The sequence below is a fragment of the Archangium sp. Cb G35 genome (assembly GCF_001896145.1).
Classification (GTDB): Bacteria; Myxococcota; Myxococcia; order Myxococcales; family Myxococcaceae; genus Archangium; species Archangium violaceum.
Genome location: NZ_MPOI01000009.1, coordinates 228,056 through 245,639 on the forward strand (window position 1 = coordinate 228,056; position 17,584 = coordinate 245,639).

Annotated in this window: 12 protein-coding genes; 8 read left to right on the forward strand and 4 right to left on the reverse strand. The window is 70.5% G+C overall.

All coding sequences use genetic code 11. The annotated features are described in order from the left end of the window. The first annotated feature begins 173 nt into the window (after positions 1-173). Entirely contained in the window at positions 174-5,069 is a 4,896-nt protein-coding gene (locus BO221_RS27185; protein ID WP_073563437.1) for a myxosortase-dependent M36 family metallopeptidase, read from the forward strand. A gap of 74 nt (positions 5,070-5,143) precedes the next feature. Here BO221_RS27185 and recG read toward each other — a convergent pair whose 3' ends face one another. Together recG and greA are read right to left on the reverse strand one after the other, a co-directional pair. After that, on the reverse strand, positions 5,144-8,050 hold the full coding sequence (recG, locus tag BO221_RS27190) for an ATP-dependent DNA helicase RecG (protein WP_083681414.1): 2,907 nt from the start codon (positions 8,048-8,050) through the stop codon (positions 5,144-5,146). 112 nt (positions 8,051-8,162) lie between these two features. Continuing rightward, positions 8,163-8,675, reverse strand: a complete 513-nt coding sequence (gene greA, locus BO221_RS27195) for a transcription elongation factor GreA (RefSeq protein WP_073563438.1) — start codon at positions 8,673-8,675, stop codon at positions 8,163-8,165. 196 nt (positions 8,676-8,871) lie between these two features. On the opposite strand from greA, the gene BO221_RS27200 reads away from it, so the two are divergent. Further along, positions 8,872-9,411 (forward strand): FHA domain-containing protein, encoded by a 540-nt coding sequence (locus tag BO221_RS27200; protein ID WP_073563439.1) that lies wholly within the window; start codon positions 8,872-8,874, stop codon positions 9,409-9,411. A 13-nt stretch (positions 9,412-9,424) separates the two neighbouring features. Here the strand turns inward: BO221_RS27200 and BO221_RS27205 are convergent, their stop codons facing one another. Together BO221_RS27205 and BO221_RS27210 are read right to left on the reverse strand one after the other, a co-directional pair. Then, on the reverse strand, positions 9,425-9,937 hold the full coding sequence (locus BO221_RS27205; protein ID WP_073563440.1) for a hypothetical protein: 513 nt from the start codon (positions 9,935-9,937) through the stop codon (positions 9,425-9,427). Positions 9,938-10,152: 215 nt separating this feature from the next. Continuing rightward, on the reverse strand, positions 10,153-10,392 hold the full coding sequence (locus tag BO221_RS27210) for a hypothetical protein (protein ID WP_073563441.1): 240 nt from the start codon (positions 10,390-10,392) through the stop codon (positions 10,153-10,155). 209 nt (positions 10,393-10,601) lie between these two features. Between BO221_RS27210 and BO221_RS27215 the strand changes: the two genes are divergently transcribed. The 6 genes from BO221_RS27215 to BO221_RS27240 are packed head-to-tail and all read left to right on the forward strand — an operon-like array spanning position 10,602 to position 17,559. Then, a complete protein-coding gene (locus tag BO221_RS27215) occupies positions 10,602-10,892 on the forward strand; it encodes a phosphopantetheine-binding protein (protein ID WP_073563442.1) in 291 nt (96 codons plus the stop codon). A gap of 30 nt (positions 10,893-10,922) precedes the next feature. Then, positions 10,923-12,002, forward strand: a complete 1,080-nt coding sequence (locus tag BO221_RS27220; RefSeq protein ID WP_073563443.1) for an aminomethyltransferase family protein — start codon at positions 10,923-10,925, stop codon at positions 12,000-12,002. Beyond that, positions 11,999-14,485: a beta-ketoacyl synthase gene (locus BO221_RS27225; RefSeq protein ID WP_073563444.1), complete on the forward strand. Its 2,487-nt coding sequence runs from the start codon at positions 11,999-12,001 to the stop codon at positions 14,483-14,485. Before BO221_RS27220 ends, BO221_RS27225 begins: the two co-directional genes overlap by 4 nt. Continuing rightward, positions 14,485-15,465: an ACP S-malonyltransferase gene (locus BO221_RS27230; protein WP_073563445.1), complete on the forward strand. Its 981-nt coding sequence runs from the start codon at positions 14,485-14,487 to the stop codon at positions 15,463-15,465. The genes BO221_RS27225 and BO221_RS27230 overlap by 1 nt, the downstream gene beginning before the upstream one ends. Beyond that, entirely contained in the window at positions 15,462-16,424 is a 963-nt protein-coding gene (locus tag BO221_RS27235; protein WP_073563446.1) for an ACP S-malonyltransferase, read from the forward strand. Before BO221_RS27230 ends, BO221_RS27235 begins: the two co-directional genes overlap by 4 nt. After that, a complete protein-coding gene (locus tag BO221_RS27240) occupies positions 16,417-17,559 on the forward strand; it encodes an MFS transporter (RefSeq protein WP_073563447.1) in 1,143 nt (380 codons plus the stop codon). The genes BO221_RS27235 and BO221_RS27240 overlap by 8 nt, the downstream gene beginning before the upstream one ends. The last annotated feature ends 25 nt before the right edge of the window (positions 17,560-17,584 follow it).

A 17,584-nucleotide genomic window follows, 5' to 3' on the forward strand; every position in this document is an offset into this window, starting at 1 on the left:
GGTGCTTCGGCCTCATGCAACTCCATTGCCCGCTTCGCGGAAGACGCGCCAGCGATTGGGGGGTGCTTGAACGACCTGTCGAAATTGCGACTATCATGCGACCTCCCGGACCCTGGCTCGTTCAGTAGGGGATGTGGAGACCGGGAACCCCCCCAGTTTCAGATGGAGGCTGCATGCGTTTGAGGCAAACGTTGTGGGCCAGCTTGTTGCTCACGCCCCTCGCGAGCGGAAGTGCCCTGGCCGCGACTCGAGGAAATTTCGACGCCTTCCTGGCTCGCCAGGAGGAGATGGCTCTCGCCGCCAAGGACGACGCTCTCCGGACGCGCGGCCTGCGTGTTTCTCAGATGGAGGATCGGCTCGGAGTCCCGAGCTTCGTATGGAGCACCCGTGAGGTCTCGGGCTCCACGACGAGCATGAGCAAGGCGCTGGGCGCCCGCAAGCCGGACCAGGCCGCTCGCGCGCACCTGCAGTCGGTGGCGGACCTGTACCGCGTGGGCTCCGAGGACGTGTCCGCCGCGGTGCTCAAGTCGGTGCACCAGACCGGCAAGGGCCCCGTCATCGCCCGCTTCGGCCAGAAGGTGGACGGCATCGAGGTCTTCCGCAACGAGGTGAAGGTCATCATGGACCGCAACCTCGACCTGGTGGCCGTCTCCGGCTACCTGGCGCCCGCGCAGTCGGCCCGCCAGGCCAGCCTCGGCGCGGCCAACGCCTTCAGGCTCCCCGCCGAGCAGGCCATCGCCATCGCCTTCCAGGACCAGACCGGTATTTCCATGCCGGCGCGTGGTTTCGTGTCCACCGGCAAGGTGAACGGGCCCTACTCGCACTACGAGCTGGACGCGAGCTCCGCCCCCGTCCTCACCCACGCCCTGGTGGTGCCCGCCCGCGCCAAGCAGGTCTACTACACGATGCCGGACGGCCTGGTGCCGGCCTGGTACGTGGAGGTGAACTCCGGCGCCCGCAACGGCACGGGCTCGGACTACCACTCCTTCGTGGTGTCGGCGGTGGACGGCTCGCTGCTGATGCGCAACAACCTGTCCGCGCACTCCGGGAGCACCAGCTACCGCTACAAGGTGTGGGCGGACTCGACGGCGCCCTATACCCCGCATGACGGCCCGCACGGCACCGACACCACGCCCTACCGGCCCGGTGTTCCGGATGGCGTGGACGTGCCGCTGGACCGGCTGCCCAACAGCATCGTTATCTCCAGCCTGCCCGGCAATGATCCGTGGCTCCCCGCGGGCTCCACCGAGACGGTGGGCAACAACGTGGACGCCTACGCCGACCTGGTGGCGCCGGACGGCTTCCAGCCCGGCACCAACGACGTGCGCGCGGTCCTCACGGGCGAGGCCTCCGATCCGGGCTTCGACTACGTATACGACCTGACCCAGGCGCCCAGCTTCAACGCCACCCAGCGCCAGGCGGCGGTGACGAACCTCTTCTACGTCACCAACTGGCTGCACGACTCGTTCTACGCCGCCGGCTTCGACGAGGCCTCCGGCAACGCGCAGGCCTACAACTTCGGCCGCGGCGGTGTCGAGGGCGACCGGATGCGCGCCGAGGCCCAGGACTACGGCAGCACCGACAACGCGAACATGTCCACTCCCGCGGACGGCGCACCGCCGCGGATGCAGATGTACGTGTTCAACCCGGTCTCGCGCTTCAGCGTGGACGTCAACACCCCCACGAGCCTGAAGGTCACCGGCTACGCCGCCCAGTTCGGCTCGCAGGAGTACAACCTCACCCAGGACGTGGTGGTCGCGCGCCATGGGACGGTGACCGACGGCTGCAGCACGGCCGCCTTCACCAACGCGGCGGAGATCACTGGCAAGATCGCCCTGATGGATCGCGGCACCTGCTCCTTCACCATCAAGGCCAAGAACGCGCAGCTCGCGGGCGCCGCGGGTGTGATCCTCGCCAACAACGCGCCCGGCGGCATCACCCCCATCGGTGAGGACGCCAGCATCACCATCCCGGTGGTGGCCGTGCTGCAGACGGATGGCGCCGCCATCAAGTCGGCGCTCGCGGGGGGCCCCGTCAACGTGAGCCTGGTGAAGTTCAAGCCCGGCGCGGCCCGCGACGGTACGCTGGACAGCGCCATCGTCGCCCACGAGTGGGGTCACTACATCAGCAACCGCCTCATCGGCGACGCCAACGGCCTGGTCAACTACCAGGGCGGCGCGATGGGCGAGGGCTGGGGCGACTTCCACGCCCTGATGATGCAGGTGCGCGAGTCGGACCGGACGATTGCCGGCAACGAGCTCTTCCAGGGCGTCTACTCGGTGTCCGCCTACGTCACCAGCGGCCCCGGCGTGCCCGGTGCCTACTACGGCATCCGCCGCATCCCGTACTCCACCTCGTTCAGCAAGAACGCCCTCACCTTCAAGCACATCGCCAACGGCAACCCGCTGCCGGAGACGAACGCGCTGGCGTTCGGCCACGACGGCCGGGCCAACTCCGAGGTCCACAACGGTGGCGAGGTTTGGACCACCATGCTGTGGGAGTGCTACGTCTCGCTGCTCAACGCCTACCCCTTCGCGGAGGCGGAGAACCGGATGAAGCAGTACCTGGTGGCCGCCTACAAGGCCACCCCGTCGAGCCCCACCTACATCGAGGCGCGTGACGCCCTCCTGTCGGTGGCCAAGGCGTCGGATCCCGCGGACTACACGCGCTTCGTCAATGCCTTCGCCAGGCGCGGCATGGGCTTCGGCGCCAAGGCGCCGGACCGCGACTCCCAGGACTTCATCGGCGTCGTGGAGAGCTACCAGACCGGCAACAACCTGGAGGTCGTGAGCGTCAAGCTGGACGACAACGTCACCGGGTGTGACCAGGACGGCGTGCTGGACGTGGGCGAGACGGGCAACCTCACCGTCACCCTGCGCAACGTGGGCGAGGGCAACACCAGCGCCTTCAACGCCACGCTCGCCACCACCGGCTCCACCGCCACGTTCGCGACGCCCGCGGGCAACACGATCGCCTTCCCGGCCCTGGCGCCCGGACAGACGGTGACCCGGAAGCTGCAGCTCCAGCTCGTGAGCACCACCGGCACCGAGCCCCGCGCGGGCATCACCCTGGCGCTCGATGAGCCCTCGCTCCCGGACGCGCTGCGGCCGGTGCACTACAACGGCCTCGTCAACACCGACGAGTCCGTGGGCACCAGCGCCCTGGACACGGTGGAGGGCCAGGCGACCACGTGGACCTCGTCCGTCAACGGCTCCGGCCCGACCCAGCCCTGGCAGCGCGTGGTGGAGAACGGCAACCGCTTCTGGAACGGCCGTGACCTGCCCTTCACCGCCGACATCGCCCTCACCTCTCCGTGGGTGAAGGCGGGTGCCGACGCGGACTTCATCTTCCGCTTCAAGTACCGCCACTCCTTCGAGACCGACAACGGCGGCGCTCCCCCCGGCTTCGACGGCGCCGTGGTGGAGTTCACCACCGATGGCCTCGAGTGGCACAACGTCTTCGACTACGGCGTGGACCCGGGCTACACCGACTACATCGGCGATGGCAGCCTCTCCAACCCGCTCGACGGAGTGCCCGGCTACACCGGCCTGAGCGCGGCCTTCCCCGAGTTCGATGAGGCGGAGCTGGACTTCGGCCGCATGTTCGCTGGCAAGCCCGTGCAGTTCCGCTTCCGGATCGGCTCCGATCCGGGCGTGGGCGCGCACGGCCTGGACGTGGACGACCTGCAGTTCGCCGGCATCGATGCCAGCCAGCTGCCCTTCGGCGGCCCCGTCCGCGAGGCCCTCGAGGGTCCCGTTGATCCCTCCACCCTCGTGTGCAACCGCCGCCCGGTGGCCAACTCGGGCAAGGGCCCGCAGGCCGTGGCCAACTTCACCGTGAACCCGTCCACGGGTGCGAAGGTGTACACGACGGTGCAGCTCGATGGCAGCGGCAGCTTCGACCCGGATGGTGACGCCCTCACCTACACGTGGACCCAGCTGTCCGGCCCCCCCGTGACGCTCACGGGCGCCAACACGGCCAAGCCCACCTTCACGCCCCGCGTGGCCAACAGCGAGACGTTCGTCTTCCAGCTCGTGGTCAACGACGGCAAGGAGAACGGCGCCCCGGCCAACGTCACCGTCTATGTGATCACGGATCACGATCCCGTGGTGGAGGCGGGTGCGGACTTCGAGGCCGCCAGCCGCAGCACCGTGACCCTCTCGGGCTCCGTGACGGATCCGGACGGGGACCTCGTACTCGGGTCCCTCTGGTTCCAGCTGAGTGGCCCGGAGGTGGCGCTGAAGGATGATGGCGCGCTCGAGACGACCTTCACCGCCCCGGACGTGAAGGAGGACACGGAGCTGGTGTTCCTCCTGCTCGCCCAGACCAACGAGCTGGTGGGTGAGGACATGGTCACGGTGACCATCAAGAAGTCCAACCGTCACCCCGTGGTCAAGGGGATCAACGAGGTGACGGTGGAGGAGCGGAGCAGCGTCACGCTCACGGCCGAGGGTACGGACGCCGACGACGACGCGCTCAGCTACCGGTGGGTGCAGACGGGTGGCCCGCGCGTGGAGCTGTCGGGTGCCGACACCGCCACGCTGAGCTTCACCGCGCCCGAAGTGCTGGGTGAGACCCTGGTGACCTTCAGCCTGATCGCGAAGGACGCGGATGGCGCCGAGAGCGAGGCCGTCACGGCCCTGGTCACGGTGACGGACGTCAACCGTACGCCCACGGCGCTGGCCCGGAAGAGCTCCGGCGGCAGCGTGGCGGGTGACACCATCACGCTCGATGGCACCGGCTCCACGGATCCGGACGGCAACACGCTCACCTACCAGTGGACGCAGGTGTCCGGTCCGTCCGTCACGCTCTCCTCGACGGATGGCGCGGTCACCAGCTTCGTGTCGCCGAAGTCCAAGGATGGCGCCACGCTCGTCTTCGAGCTGACGGTGTCCGATGGCAAGACGTCCGCCACGAACCAGGTGACGGTGGACGTGCCGAAGGCGCAGGATGAGGGTGGCATGGGCTGCTCCAGCACGGGCGGCTCCGGCCAGAGCTCCATGGTGTCGATGCTGCTGCTCGGCGCCGGCCTGCTCTTCTCGCGCCGCCGTGTCTTCGGCCGCGGGTAGTGTGACCGCGGGCCCCAGGCCCTGTTGAACGAGGGGTGGCCTCCGGGCCACCCCTCTTCTTTTTCAGCCCCCGCTCAGCCCACGCGCGCGAGGGACAGCCGCCCCTCCCAGCGCTCCTCGAGCGCCTTCACCAGCGCCTGGTGCTCGGGTGCGGCGAGCTTCGGATCCCTCGCGAGGATGCGCCGCGCCTCCTGCTGCGCCAGCGACAGCAGATCTCCATCGCGCGCGAGGTTGGCCACCGCCAGCTCCGGCAGGCCGCTCTGCCGCGTGCCGAGGAACTCGCCCGGGCCGCGGATCTCCAGGTCCTTCTGCGCGATGACGAAGCCGTCACTGCTGTGCTCCATCACCCCGAGCCGCTCCGAGGAGTCCATGGAGGAGCGCGCGAGGTTGGCCACGAGGTAGCAGAAGCTCACCGCCGCTCCGCGCCCCACCCGGCCGCGCAGCTGGTGCAGCTGCGACAGGCCGAAGCGCTCCGCGGACTCGATGACCATCACCGAGGCGTTGGGCACGTCCACGCCCACCTCCACCACCGTGGTGCACACGAGCACCTGGATGGTGCCGGCCCGGAAGGCGTCCATGACGAGGTCCTTCTCCTCGGGCTTCATCCGCCCGTGGAGCAACCCCACCTCCACGCCGGGAAACACCTGGCGCAGCTTGTCCGCGCCGCGCGTGGCGTCCTCCAGGTCCAGCTTCTCCGACTCCTCCACCAGCGGGTACACCACGTAGGCCTGGTGGCCTTTCTGCACCTCGGACGCCACCGCCTCGTACACACGCGCCCGCTGCTTGTCGTTGAAGACGCGCGTCTTCACCGGCGTGCGCCCCGGCGGCAGCTCGTCGATGACGGATACGTCCAGGTCCCCGTACAGCGTCATCGCCAGCGTGCGCGGAATGGGCGTGGCCGTCATCACCAGCACGTCCGGCGACACGCCCTTGCTCATGAGCGTGTGCCGCTGCAACACGCCGAAGCGGTGCTGCTCGTCGATGACGACGAAGCCCAGCTTCTCGAAGCCCACGTCCTGCTGGATGAGCGCGTGCGTGCCCACCGCCAGGTGGATCTCTCCTCGCGCCACCGCCTCGCGCACCTCGCGCTTGCGCTTCGCCGTCCCCGCCGCGCTCAACAGCCCCACCTTGTAGCCCAGGGGCTCCAGCAGCTTGCGGAACGTGCGCTCGTGCTGCTCTGCGAGGATCTCCGTGGGCGCCATCACCGCTACCTGGTAGCCGTCCTGCAACGCCACCAGCGCCGCCACCACCGCCACCGCCGTCTTCCCCGAGCCCACGTCGCCCTGCACCAGCCGGTTCATCGGCTCGGCCGCGCCCATGTCCTGGGCGATCTCCTCGATGACCTTCTTCTGCGCCCCCGTGAGCTGGAAGGGCAATGCCCCTCGCGACTTCTCCAGCCGCGGCGCCGACACGTCGAAGGTGATGCCCTTCTCCGTCTTCACCCCCTGCCGCTTCAGCCCCATGCCGAGCTGCAGGAAGAAGAGTTCGTCGAACGCCAGCCGCCGGTGCGCCGGGCTCAGGTGCCGGTCCAGCATCTCCGTATCCGCGTCCCCCGCCGGGAAGTGGATGGACTTGAGCGCCTCCGTCAGCGTCATCAGCTCCAGCTTCCGGCGCAGTCCCTCGGGCAGCGGCTCCTCCACGTGCTGCGCGTAGGACTCGCTCACCACCGAGGCCAGCTCCCGGAACATGCGCTGGTCACCCCGCTCGAAGCCCGGGTACACCGGGACGATGCGGTTGAAGTGCACCGAGGACATCTCCAGGTCCTCCGCCGGCTCGATCTCCGGGTGCGCCATCTCGCGCCCCGACAGCGACGCGCGCACCTCGCCGGACAGCACCAGCCGCTTGCCCACCGGGAAGCGCGCCTTCAGCCACGGGCCCGCGTTGAAGTACGTCGCCGCGATGCTCCCCGAGCGGTCCGCCACCACCGCCCGGAAGTAGCGCTTGCCCGTCCGGCTCGGCACGAAGTCCGCCATCTTCACCACGCCCACCGTCACCCCGCGCTCGCCCGGCATCAGCTCGGCGATCGTCTGCAGCTTGCGCCGATCCTCGTAGCAGCGCGGCAGCAGGAAGAGGATGTCCCCTACCCGCTTCAGCCCCTTCTTGTTCAGCGCCGCCAACAGCCTCGGGCCCAACCGCTTGCCCATCGTCTTCAGCGGAATCGCCAACGGGCCCGAGCGCGGCGCGATCGACAGCAACTTCGCCTCCGCTCGCGACTCCTCCTGTCCCTTCGCCGCCTTCTTCTTCTTGCGCTTCGCGGCGGGTTTCTCCTCGGGAGCCGGGGGCGCCTCGGACGGCGCGGGGGCCGCGGGCTTCGTGGCGCTCCGCGCGAGGATGGGGGGGGCGGGTCTGGCCGGGGCCGGTCGGCGCGCGAGTGGCGGCGGGGTGCCCTCGGCGGCGGTCTGGGCCGTCGAGGTCCGGGTTCCCGGGGGCGGAGGCGCCGGGGTTCGCGATTTCCACTCGGGCACGGGCTCGCGACGACCCTCACCCCGTCCCTCTCCCAGAGGGAGAGGGGTGCGGTTCAACCTGGGGGACTCGATACCCTCACCCCGTCCCTCTCCCAGAGGGAGAGGGGTGCGGTTCAACCTGGGGGACTCGATACCCTCACCCCGTCCCTCTCCCGGAGGGCGAGGGGTGTTGGGCACGGTGGGGGATGGGGGCATTGTGGCGGAGGCGGTGGCACCGGCGGGCGTTGGGGGCGCCGCGCTCGCGACCTGGGCCAGCTCGTCGGGGAGTGGCACCCCGCTCAGCTTCAGCCCCGCCAGGACCCTCCTCAACGCTTCCTTGCGCCGCTCCGGCGCCGGATGGTCCACGTGCGGCAACGCCGCCCTCAACTGCTTCAACGCCTCCCCGTCCACCCCCGTCGCCCCCGCCAGCGCGCGCTCCAACAGACTCCGCAGGTCCTTCACCGTCGACAGATGGGCGAAGTCACTCCGGCACGCGTAACGCAACGGTCCAACGAGACTGGTCAGCGGATGGTTCACAGGCAGGATCCGAGCGTTTCATCCTAAGGCGCGGCCTTCTCTCCGCCCACCAGAACGACACGGGGGAACGAGCTCGCGCCCGCCCCCCCGCTCGCCTGGCCTCGAGCTGTCTTCAGCCCTCCGCCGGCGCGTCCTCCTGCGGGTCCTCGAAGCGGACCTCCTGGACCTCGTACTCGCGGGTGCCTCCGGGGCTCTGCACGGTGGCGACGTCGCCCACCTTCTTGCCAATCAGCGCCCGGGCCACCGGCGACGTCACGGCGATCCACCGCTTCTTCAGGTCCGCCTCCAGCTCGCCCACCAGCCGGTACGTGACCGTCTTGTCCGACTCCACGTCCAGCAGGTCCACCGTGGCACCGAACACGACCTTGTCCCCGCCCAGCTTCGCCGGGTCGATCACCTCGGCCCGGGCGATCCAGTCGTTGAGGTCCAGGATGCGCCCCTCGATGTGGGACTGCTTCTCCTTGGCCGCGTGGTACTCGGCGTTCTCCCGCAGGTCCCCGTGCGCGCGCGCCACTTCGATCTCCCGGGAGATCTTCCCGCGCTCGACGGTCTGAAGGTGCTTCAGCTCCGCCTTCAGCTTCCGCAGACCCGACGGGGTCATCGGAATGTTCCCGCTCCCACTCATCGACACGACTCCTTCCCACGGCAACAGGTGAACGCTGGGGCCCCAGCCACCGCCTTTCAACGATGGCGGCGCCCGGGCCGAAAGGGAAACTGTAAAGGACGTTTGACTGGCCGGTCAACGAAACCCGCCGTCCGCACCAGCTCCGGCGCATCTTCCGCCCGCCCGTCCCGCCAGACTTCTGGCATGCTGCCGCGCCGTGCTGTCCATCCAGGAATTGCGCGCGCTCGGCGCGTCACTGTCCACCGGGGCCTTCCGCCGTCAGCTGGGCCCCTTCGTCCTCATCCAGCGCGCCCCCGGACGGCCCTCGTCCGCCGCGCTCGAGCCCACCCGCGTGGCCTCCGCCGACGCCATCGAACAGGGCATGCTCTCGCTCCTCTTCGAGTTCGAGGACCTGCTCATCACCACCCTCCCCCCGCTGGCCCGCGTGGAGGAGCTCAGCGTGGGACGGCTGCCGGACTGCGAGCTGTTCATCGACGACGCCTCGGTGTCCAAGCGCCACGCCGTGCTGCGCTGGAACGAGCCCCAGGGGCGCTGCACCGTGCAGGACACCGGCTCCACCAACGGCACCTTCCTCAACGGCAGCACGCTCGGCACCCGCGAGACCACGCTCAAGGACGGGGACATCCTCAGCTTCGGTAATGTCCAGTTCTGGTACCTGGTGACGGATACGCTGCACGTGCGGCTGCACGGCACCCCGGCCGCCAAGGGCGCCAAGGGGCCCTACCGGGGCGGGTAGCGAGGAGCCCCGCTCAGGGCAGCCGGCCCGCGGCGGGGTTCTTGCGAGCCGTGGAGAAGGCGCCGCGCAGGGCGTCCACCACGCCGCCCACCTCGCCGGCGTACTGCACGGCGTGGATGGAGTAGAGATCCTGCACATCCTCCAGGCGGCGGAAGACCTCCTTGAGGTTGGCGCGGTCGCGGGACTCGAGCGCGCACCGGGCCTCGGTGTCGCGCATGCCCTGCAGCCAGTGGGTGCGGAACGCGAGCCACTCCTTGTCCACCTCGCGGGCCGGTGAGATGCGCACCAGCTTCTCGCGCTCGGACTCGAGCCGGGACCAGAGCGAATCCGCCGCGTCGAGGCACTCCCGGTAGGAGAGCACCTGCTCCTCGGCGGGCTTCTTCGCCGGAGTCATGGCCCGCACCGAGCGCGTGACGCCGATGATGACGGCGATGCAGAAGGCGGACACCACGGCGATGTAGAGGCCGTAGGCGGCGGCGCGGAAGGGACGGAAGCGGGGATCTTTCCGGGGATCGGACTCGGACACGGCCCCGTCTTACGACCGCGCGCCCTCCATGGCAACGCCCGGGTGGATTCCGGCCCCTGACGGGGTCGACTCCCGTCAGGGACATTTCAATCGGGGCCGGAAGCTGCTGGGAGCTCAGCGGTTTCCAGCCCCGGTGCTTTCCTGCTCCTTGGCGTCTCCTGAATGTCGCCAAGCCGGAGACGCATCCCGCCACAAGGGACGCGAGCTCCGTCCACTCACGTCCGCGAGGCGTGAGCCCCGCCATTCGAATCCGTTGGCACCTTCTCCGGCTCGGGCGGTGAGCCCTTCAACACGTCGGTGACGAGCTGGATGAGCTCGGAGCTCAGGGTGATGACGTGGTGGGGCGTGTAGCCATGCGCCCTCAGCTCGCGGAACAAGGAGCGGGCGATGATCTGGATCGCCCGGGTGCGGTTCTTCCGGAGGAAGGGGGGACGGATGACGGCGGCAATGGACATGGGGTTCCTTTTTCCGGGTCGGGTTTCCTATTGAAGAGGAGGGCCCCGCCCCGAGCGGTGACGGGGTGGGCTCCTCGCGCTTGCTTGCTGTCCACGTGCACTGGCGCCGCCGTGGCCCGTCACAGGATCGGCAGTTCGGCTCTTCCTGATCAGATTCTGAACGAGGGCTGCTCCCGGCGACGACCGGACGCCCTCCAGGAGAGCAACGGATGCACCCGGAGACCCAGGCCCATATCGAGGCACGCAAGGCCGTCCTCGAGACCATCAAGGGAGAACTGGTGGATCGGCTCCAGTTGGACGTGGAGCCGGCCTGCCTCGACGACGACACCTTCCTCTTTGGCGAGGGGCTCAACCTCGACTCCATCGACGTGATGGAGATCGTCCTCTGCATGCAGTCCCGCTTCGGCGTCGAGCTCCGCGAGGGAGATCTCCAGTCCATGCGGACCTTCAACACGCTGGCCGACACCGTCATGGCCTCGCGCTCCGGCGTGCACGCCTGACCCATCCCTTTCGCGCTCGAGGAAACCACCATGCAGAAGACAGGACTGAAGGATCAGTACGCGCGGCTCCGCCAGGGCATCGGCATCCGCGGTGACCCTGGGATGGGCAAGTTCCTGCTCTCCGGCCCGGGAGCGCTCGACGCCGTCAACCGGCTGGTGTTGGGGGACATCTCCCGCCTCCCCATCCGGAAGATGACGTACACCCTCATCCTCCGCGAGGACGGCACCCTCCTCACCGATGCCTACGTGGTGAACCTGGGTGAAGACAGCTACCGGGTGATCACCGGCCCGGGAGATGCCGGGGAGATCGCCCGTACCGTCCATGACACGTGCGGTGGGGCTGGAGTGGACGTCGAGGACGTGACGAGCGGCTCCGCCCTCCTCAGTCTGGATGGGCCGTACGCCTGGGAGCTGCTCGCGAACGTAGCGGGCAGGGCCGTGCTCGGTGTCCGAGACCTGGAGGTCGTGACGGACCAGGAGATCGCCGGCGTACCGGTCACGCTCCATCGCGTCGGAAAGACAGGCGAGTTCGGCTACTGGGTGCAGGTCCCCTCGGACAGGGCCGGCGAGGTGGAGGCCGCGCTGGCCAGCGCTGGGGTGGCCTACGATCTCACGCCCTACGGGCAGCAGGTGCTGGACATCTGCCGGCTGGAGAACCGCCTCCTCAACGTGGCGCTGGAGGGCGCGGCGGCCCGCAATCCGCTGGAGCTCAACTGCCGCCTGATGGTGAGCACCGACAAGGGTGACTACCTCGGCCGGGAGGCCCTCGAGCGCGTGCTCGCCACCGGTCCGGAGCGGCGCCTCATCGGGCTCGTGCTCGAGCCGGAAGGACCCTCGTGGGATGCCCCTCTGCCGGCCATCGGCGAGGCGGTGACACACCGCGGGCAGCGCATCGGGACGCTGGCCAACGTCCAGTTCTCCTATTCCCTCGAGCGGCCCATCGCCGTCGCGCTGGTGGACCCGGCCTATGCGTACGTGGGGCTCGAGCACGCGTTGACCGCGTCGGGCATGCCCTACCAGGCCCTCGCGGTGTCCGCGCCCTTCCTCACCAATCGCAGCCTGGGGCTCCGCTTCCAGGAACACAGCTACCTCCAAGGAGACCGCGTATGAGCACGCGCAGTACGGAGCAGGTCCGCCCCCGCGAGCGGGTGGTCATCACCGGTCTGGGGATCTACAGCCCCCTGGGGACCTCCCCCGAGGCCCTGCTGGAGAACCTCGAGAAGGGCCTCGGTGGCATCACCGTCCAACGCGGCTACGAGTCGTCACTGCCCCACCGCACCGTCCACGCGGGTGGCATCGCCGGGCACGACCCTCGGGACTGGTTCACGCCCGAGGAGGCACGCACGCTGGAGCGCACGGCGCAGTTCGCGGTGATCGCCGCCCGCCAGGCCCTCGCGGACTCCGGGAGGCCTGCTTCCGCGGAGCGGACCGCGCTGGTGATGGGCGTGAGCGTGGGAGGGTTGGACAGGCAGTTGGAGCACCTGAACGACCCGGAGCAGCGGGAATCCGCCGAGCAGGCCCGGCGGGTGCTGCGCTCGTCGCAGTACGCGCAGACCGAGGCGGTGGCGGGTCTGCTGGGCGTGAATGGGCCGCTCGTCACCGTCTCCAATGCCTGTGCTTCCAGCGCGACCGCGCTCGGCTACGCCTGCGAGCTGCTGCGCCATGGCAAGGCGGACGTGGTCATCGCCGGCGGCGCCGAGGCCTTCTCGCTGCTGGCCTATGCGCGCTTCCTCTCCGTGGGCGCCATGGCCGAGGGGCCCTGCTCGCCTTTCAGTGAGGGGCTCGGCGTCACCCTGGGCGAGGGAGCTGGCTTCGTGGTGCTCGAGCGTCTGGAGGAGGCGGTGGCCCGGGGCGCGCGGCTGCACGGTGAGCTGCTGGGCTTCGGTGCCACCAGCGACGCGCACCACCTCACCGCTCCGCACCCCACCGGCGAGGGACTCCAGCGCGCCATGGTCCTGGCCCTGGCCGACGCGGGGCTGGACCGGGAGGAGGTGGGCTACATCAACGCCCATGGCACGGGCACCCGGGACAACGACAGCGCGGAGACGCTGGCCATCCGGGGCCTCTACGAGGGCGCCCCGGCCGTTCCTCCGGTCAGCTCCAGCAAGTCCTTCCTGGGCCACGCCCTGGGCGCCGCCGGCATCCTCGAGTTCATCACCTCGTTGGTGTGCCGCAACCAGGGGCTCCTCCCGCCCACCATGAACATGACGGCGCCCCGGCCAGGGTGTGACCTGGACTACGTGCCCAATCAGGTCCGTCCGGCGAGCGTGCGCTGCTTCCTGTCCAACTCGGCGGCCCTGGGGGGCGTCAACAGTGTGTTGGCCGGTGGCGAGGTGCGGCCCGGCCGGGTGCTGCTCCCGCGCCGTCACGAGGACGTGGTCATCACCGGGCTGGGTGTCATCTCCCCGGTGGGGTGCTCGCTGGAGGAGTTCACCGAGAGCCTGCGCCAGCGGCGCAGTGGCATCGTCCCCGTGCCACGGGACGGTGGGCAGGGCACGCGGTGGGCGGCGCCGGTGCGGGAGTTCCAGCCGAGGCGCCTGCTGCCCACGGTGGAGACGCGCCGGATGGATCGGCTCAACCAGTACGCCACCGTGGCCGCGGGGCTGGCGTTGAAGGACGCGGGGCTCCACCAGGGCAAGGTGCCCGGAGAGCGGATCGGCGTGGTGGTGGGCCTGACGCGCGGCCCGGCGGAGGCGCAGGGCCGCTTCTACGAGGAGCTGCTGGCGGGAGGCATCGAGCAGGCCAGTCCCAAGCACTTCGCGGGCACGGTGTTCTCCACCATCGCCGGGCAGGTGACGCAGTCCCTCCAGCTCCGGGGAATGAGCTCCACCGTGGTGGACGGCCCCACCAGTGGTCTCCACGCGCTGGTGCATGCCCACGAGCTGCTGCGTGACAGCGACACGCTGGATGCGGTGGTGGTGGTCGCCGCCGATGCCCTGGTCGACCACGTGCGGCGGTTGTACGAGCGCTGCGGCCTGCTGGCGGATGCGGACATGGAGGCGCTGCGCCCGTACGATCCCCGAGCCGGAGGGCTGGTGCTGGGAGAGGGGGCCGTGGCCCTCGTCCTCGAGCGGAGCTCCAGCGCCCGGGCCCGCCAGGTTCGCGTCCGGGCCTGTCTCCAGGGCAGTGGGCAGACGGCCGATGCCCGGGGCTTCCAGCGGCTGGAACCGGAGGGGCGGCAGTTGGAGCGGGCCATGCGGCTGGCCCTGGAGGAAGCGGGGGTCTCCGCCGGGTCCCTCGATGCCGTCTACGGCCATGGCCGCGGGGTGCCCATCCAGGACGGCCGCGAGGCCCTCGCCTTCCAGCGCCTGCTGGGTGGCAAGCCCGTCCCCGTGGCCTGCGTCATGGGCAATACCGGCGTGGCCGAGGCCACCTGTGGCCTCTTCAGCGTGGCCGCCGCCGTGCTCGGCCTGGAGCAGGGCGAGGCCTGGCCCCTGGCCTCCACGGGCTCCCTCCCCGAGGCCCTGTGCTTCGTCCGGGACGAGCCCGTGCGTGGCTCCTTCCGCCATGTGCTGGTCGCCGGTGGCACGGACAGCGGCAACAACGCCGCCGTTCTCCTGACCCATCCTCGAACAATGGAAGAGGTGCCGTGATGAATGCGTCGAAGAACTCCACCCCGACGGCCTGGCTCTTTCCGGGACAGGGCTCGCAGTTGATCGGAATGGGCCGGGAGCTGTGCGGTGCCTTTTCCCCGGCCCTGCGCATCCTGAAGCAGGCGGAGGAAGTGAGCGGGTTGCCCCTGTCCCGGCTCTGCTGGCAGGGGCCGGGCGATGAGTTGGAGCGCACGGACGTGCTCCAGCCGGCGATGACGGCCATCACCCTGGGCTGCCTGGCGTTGCTGAGGGACTCGGGCCATGCGCCGGACTGCGTGGCGGGGCATAGCCTGGGCGAGCTCGCCGCCCTGTGCGCCGCTGGCGTCCTGACGGAGGAGGAGACCCTCTACCTGGTGACCGTTCGCGGACGGCTGATGCACGAGGCCGCGCTGCGCCACCCGGGGGGCATGCTGTCCGTGGGAGGGATGTCCACGGCGGCCGTCCAGGGGTTGGTGGACTCGCTGAGGGGCCGGTACAGCCTGGGGGTGGCCAACTGCAACGCTCCCACGCAGACGGTGCTGTCCGGAGAGGTGGAGGCGCTCCAGGCCATGGCCTCGTTGGTCTCGCGCCAGGGAGGCCAGGCGGTGATGCTCCGGGTGAGCGGCCCCTGGCACAGCCCCCTGATGAACGAGGCGCGCGAGCGCTTCCTGGATGCCCTGTGCCGGGTCGACTTCCGCCCGCCGCGTGTCCCGCTCTACCTCAACACCACCGGAGAGAGGGAGTCCGACCCGGAGCGCATCGCCGGCCAGGTGCTGGCGCAGATGGCCGAGCCCGTGTTGTGGACGCGGACGATGGCCGGGATGGTGGCGGCGGGCACGCGTACCTTCCTCGAGGTGGGACCTGGCAAGGTGCTGCGGGGGCTGGTGCGCCGCAACTGCGAGCCGGCGTCGGACTTCGAGGTGTACGGGGTGGATGGCCCGAGGGCACTGGCCGCGCTGGCACGTACCCAGGAGGCCTCCACCAAGGGAGCGGCCGCATGAGCGCGGGTGACGGCGCGCTGGCGGAGGGGGAGGCCTGGCTCTTCCCTGGCCAGGGGGCGCAGTACGTGGGGATGGGGCGCGAGCTGCTGGCACGGTGGCCGAGGGCGCGGGAGCTCCTCGAGCGGGCCGAGGCGCTCTCGGGGCTGCCACTGAGACAGCTGTGCATGCGAGGCCCCGCGGAGCAGCTCCGCCGCCCCGAAGTGCTGGAGCCCGCGCTGGTGGCGCTCTCCCTGGCGCACGCGGACCGGTTGTACGCATTGAGGGGGCCGCCGCGGTACGTGGCGGGCTACAGCGCGGGCGAGGTGGTGGCGCTGTGCCGCGCGGGGGTGCTCACCGAGGAGAACACGCTGCGGGTGGCGGTGCTGCGCGGCCGTATCCTCCAGCGGGCAGCGGACTCGCTCACGGGCCGGATGGTGTCCATCGCCGGGCTGCCGCTGTCCGTGCTCGAAACGCTGGTGGCGGACAACGGCCCGCCGGAGGCGCTCGCGTTGGCGGGACTGAACGCGCCGGACCATGGCACCGTCTCCGGCCGCCCGGAGTTCGTCCGCGCGGTGGAGGCACGGGTGCATGCCCTGGGCGCCCAGGTGTCCGAGGTGGAGGTGTCGGGGCCCTGGCACAGCCCCCTGGTGGCGCACCTGGGCCGGGAGGTGCTCGACGTGCTCGACTCCTTCTGTTTCCTGCCGCCACGCCTGCCCCTCTACTCCTCGGTGACGGGCACCCTGGAGGAGGATCCGCGGAGGCTCCGCGTGCTGCTGGCCGGGCAGGTGGCGCAACAGGTGAGGTGGCAGCCCCTCGCCGCGGAGCTGCTCCGCCGGGCGCGCACCCTCCTGGAGGTGGGCCCCGGCCACTTCTTGAGCGGGATCGTCCGGCGCGCCGCTGGGACCTCGCATCCGAGGGAGATCCGCGCGGTCGAGCGGCCTGGAGGAAGCCTCTGGCCGAGGAGCGTCCTCCATGGCTGACCGGAGCACCCGCCTGCTGCGGTTCGCCGTCTTCGCCGCGGCTTTCGACACCTTCCTGCTCGCCCCCATGCTGGTGTCCATCGCCACGGACACGGGCACGACGCTGACCGCGGCCGCGGGCATGGCCAGCGCCTACCTCCTCGCCTACGGCGTCATGCAGCCCGTCTGGAGCGTGGTCTCGGACCGGATCGGCCGGGGCGCGGTGGTGCGGTGGGGACTGCTGGGCGCGGCTGTCACGGGCGTCCTCTGTGCGGCGGCCTCCTCGCTCGGGCCGCTGGTGCTGGGGCGGCTGCTGGCCGGTGGTGCCGTGGCGGCGGTGATGCCGACGTCCATCACCTACGTAGGGGACACCTTCCCCGTGGAGCGGCGGCAGGGCGCCATCGCCGACCTCAACGCCTCCTATGCGGCGGGCTCCGCGATGGGCACGCTCGCCGGGGGCGCGGCGGCGGCGTACGCGGGCTGGCGCGTGGGTTTCCTCGGCTCCGCGGTGCTCGCGGGCGTGCTGGCTGTCGTCCTCGCACGCCTGCCCCACTGTCCCGGTGCCGGCAGGGGAGGCTTGCGGCACCGCATCCGCGCCGTGCTGGGGACACCCTGGGCCCTGGCCATCATCGGGCTGGCGCTCGTCGAGGGCGCCGCCCTGCTGGGCTTCCTGGGCTTCCTGGCGCCCGCGCTCGTCACGGCGGGACACCGCCCGGGCATCGCCGGACTCGTGGTGGCGGCGTACGGGGGGGCCGTCCTCCTCTGGACGCGCGTGGTGAAGCAGTGGGCCGTCAGGCTGCCGCCGGCGGCCCTCATCGCCATCGGTGCCACCATGTTGGTGGCCGGCTATGGCTCGGCCGCGCTGTCTCCGGGCGTGGCGGGGGTGCTGGCCGCCAGCATCCTGGTGGGCGGAGCCATGGCCTTCATGCACTCCATGCTGCAGGTCTGGGCCACCGAGGTCGTCCCCGCGGCACGCGCGCTGGTGGTCGCGCTCTTCGTCGGCGCGCTCTTCCTGGGCAGCGCCACCGCGATGCGGGTTTTCGCGCCGCTGGCCGGACATGGCGCCTTCCGCCAGTTGTTCGCCGTGCCGGCCCTGCTCGCCGTGCCCATGGGACTGGCGGCGGTGGTGGGCCGGCACCGGACGTATCGGCGGTGACGGCTGGTGGGTTCCGCGGCGGATC

Coding starts and splice junctions, on each gene's coding strand:
- greA (WP_073563438.1), bottom strand. CDS start 8,675: ATGAGTGGGAGCGGGAACATTCCGATGACCCCGTCGGGTCTGCGGAAG.
- BO221_RS27230 (WP_073563445.1), top strand. CDS start 14,485: ATGAATGCGTCGAAGAACTCCACCCCGACGGCCTGGCTCTTTCCGGGA.
- BO221_RS27225 (WP_073563444.1), top strand. CDS start 11,999: ATGAGCACGCGCAGTACGGAGCAGGTCCGCCCCCGCGAGCGGGTGGTC.
- BO221_RS27235 (WP_073563446.1), top strand. CDS start 15,462: ATGAGCGCGGGTGACGGCGCGCTGGCGGAGGGGGAGGCCTGGCTCTTC.
- BO221_RS27215 (WP_073563442.1), top strand. CDS start 10,602: ATGCACCCGGAGACCCAGGCCCATATCGAGGCACGCAAGGCCGTCCTC.
- BO221_RS27210 (WP_073563441.1), bottom strand. CDS start 10,392: ATGTCCATTGCCGCCGTCATCCGTCCCCCCTTCCTCCGGAAGAACCGC.
- BO221_RS27185 (WP_073563437.1), top strand. CDS start 174: ATGCGTTTGAGGCAAACGTTGTGGGCCAGCTTGTTGCTCACGCCCCTC.
- BO221_RS27220 (WP_073563443.1), top strand. CDS start 10,923: ATGCAGAAGACAGGACTGAAGGATCAGTACGCGCGGCTCCGCCAGGGC.
- BO221_RS27240 (WP_073563447.1), top strand. CDS start 16,417: ATGGCTGACCGGAGCACCCGCCTGCTGCGGTTCGCCGTCTTCGCCGCG.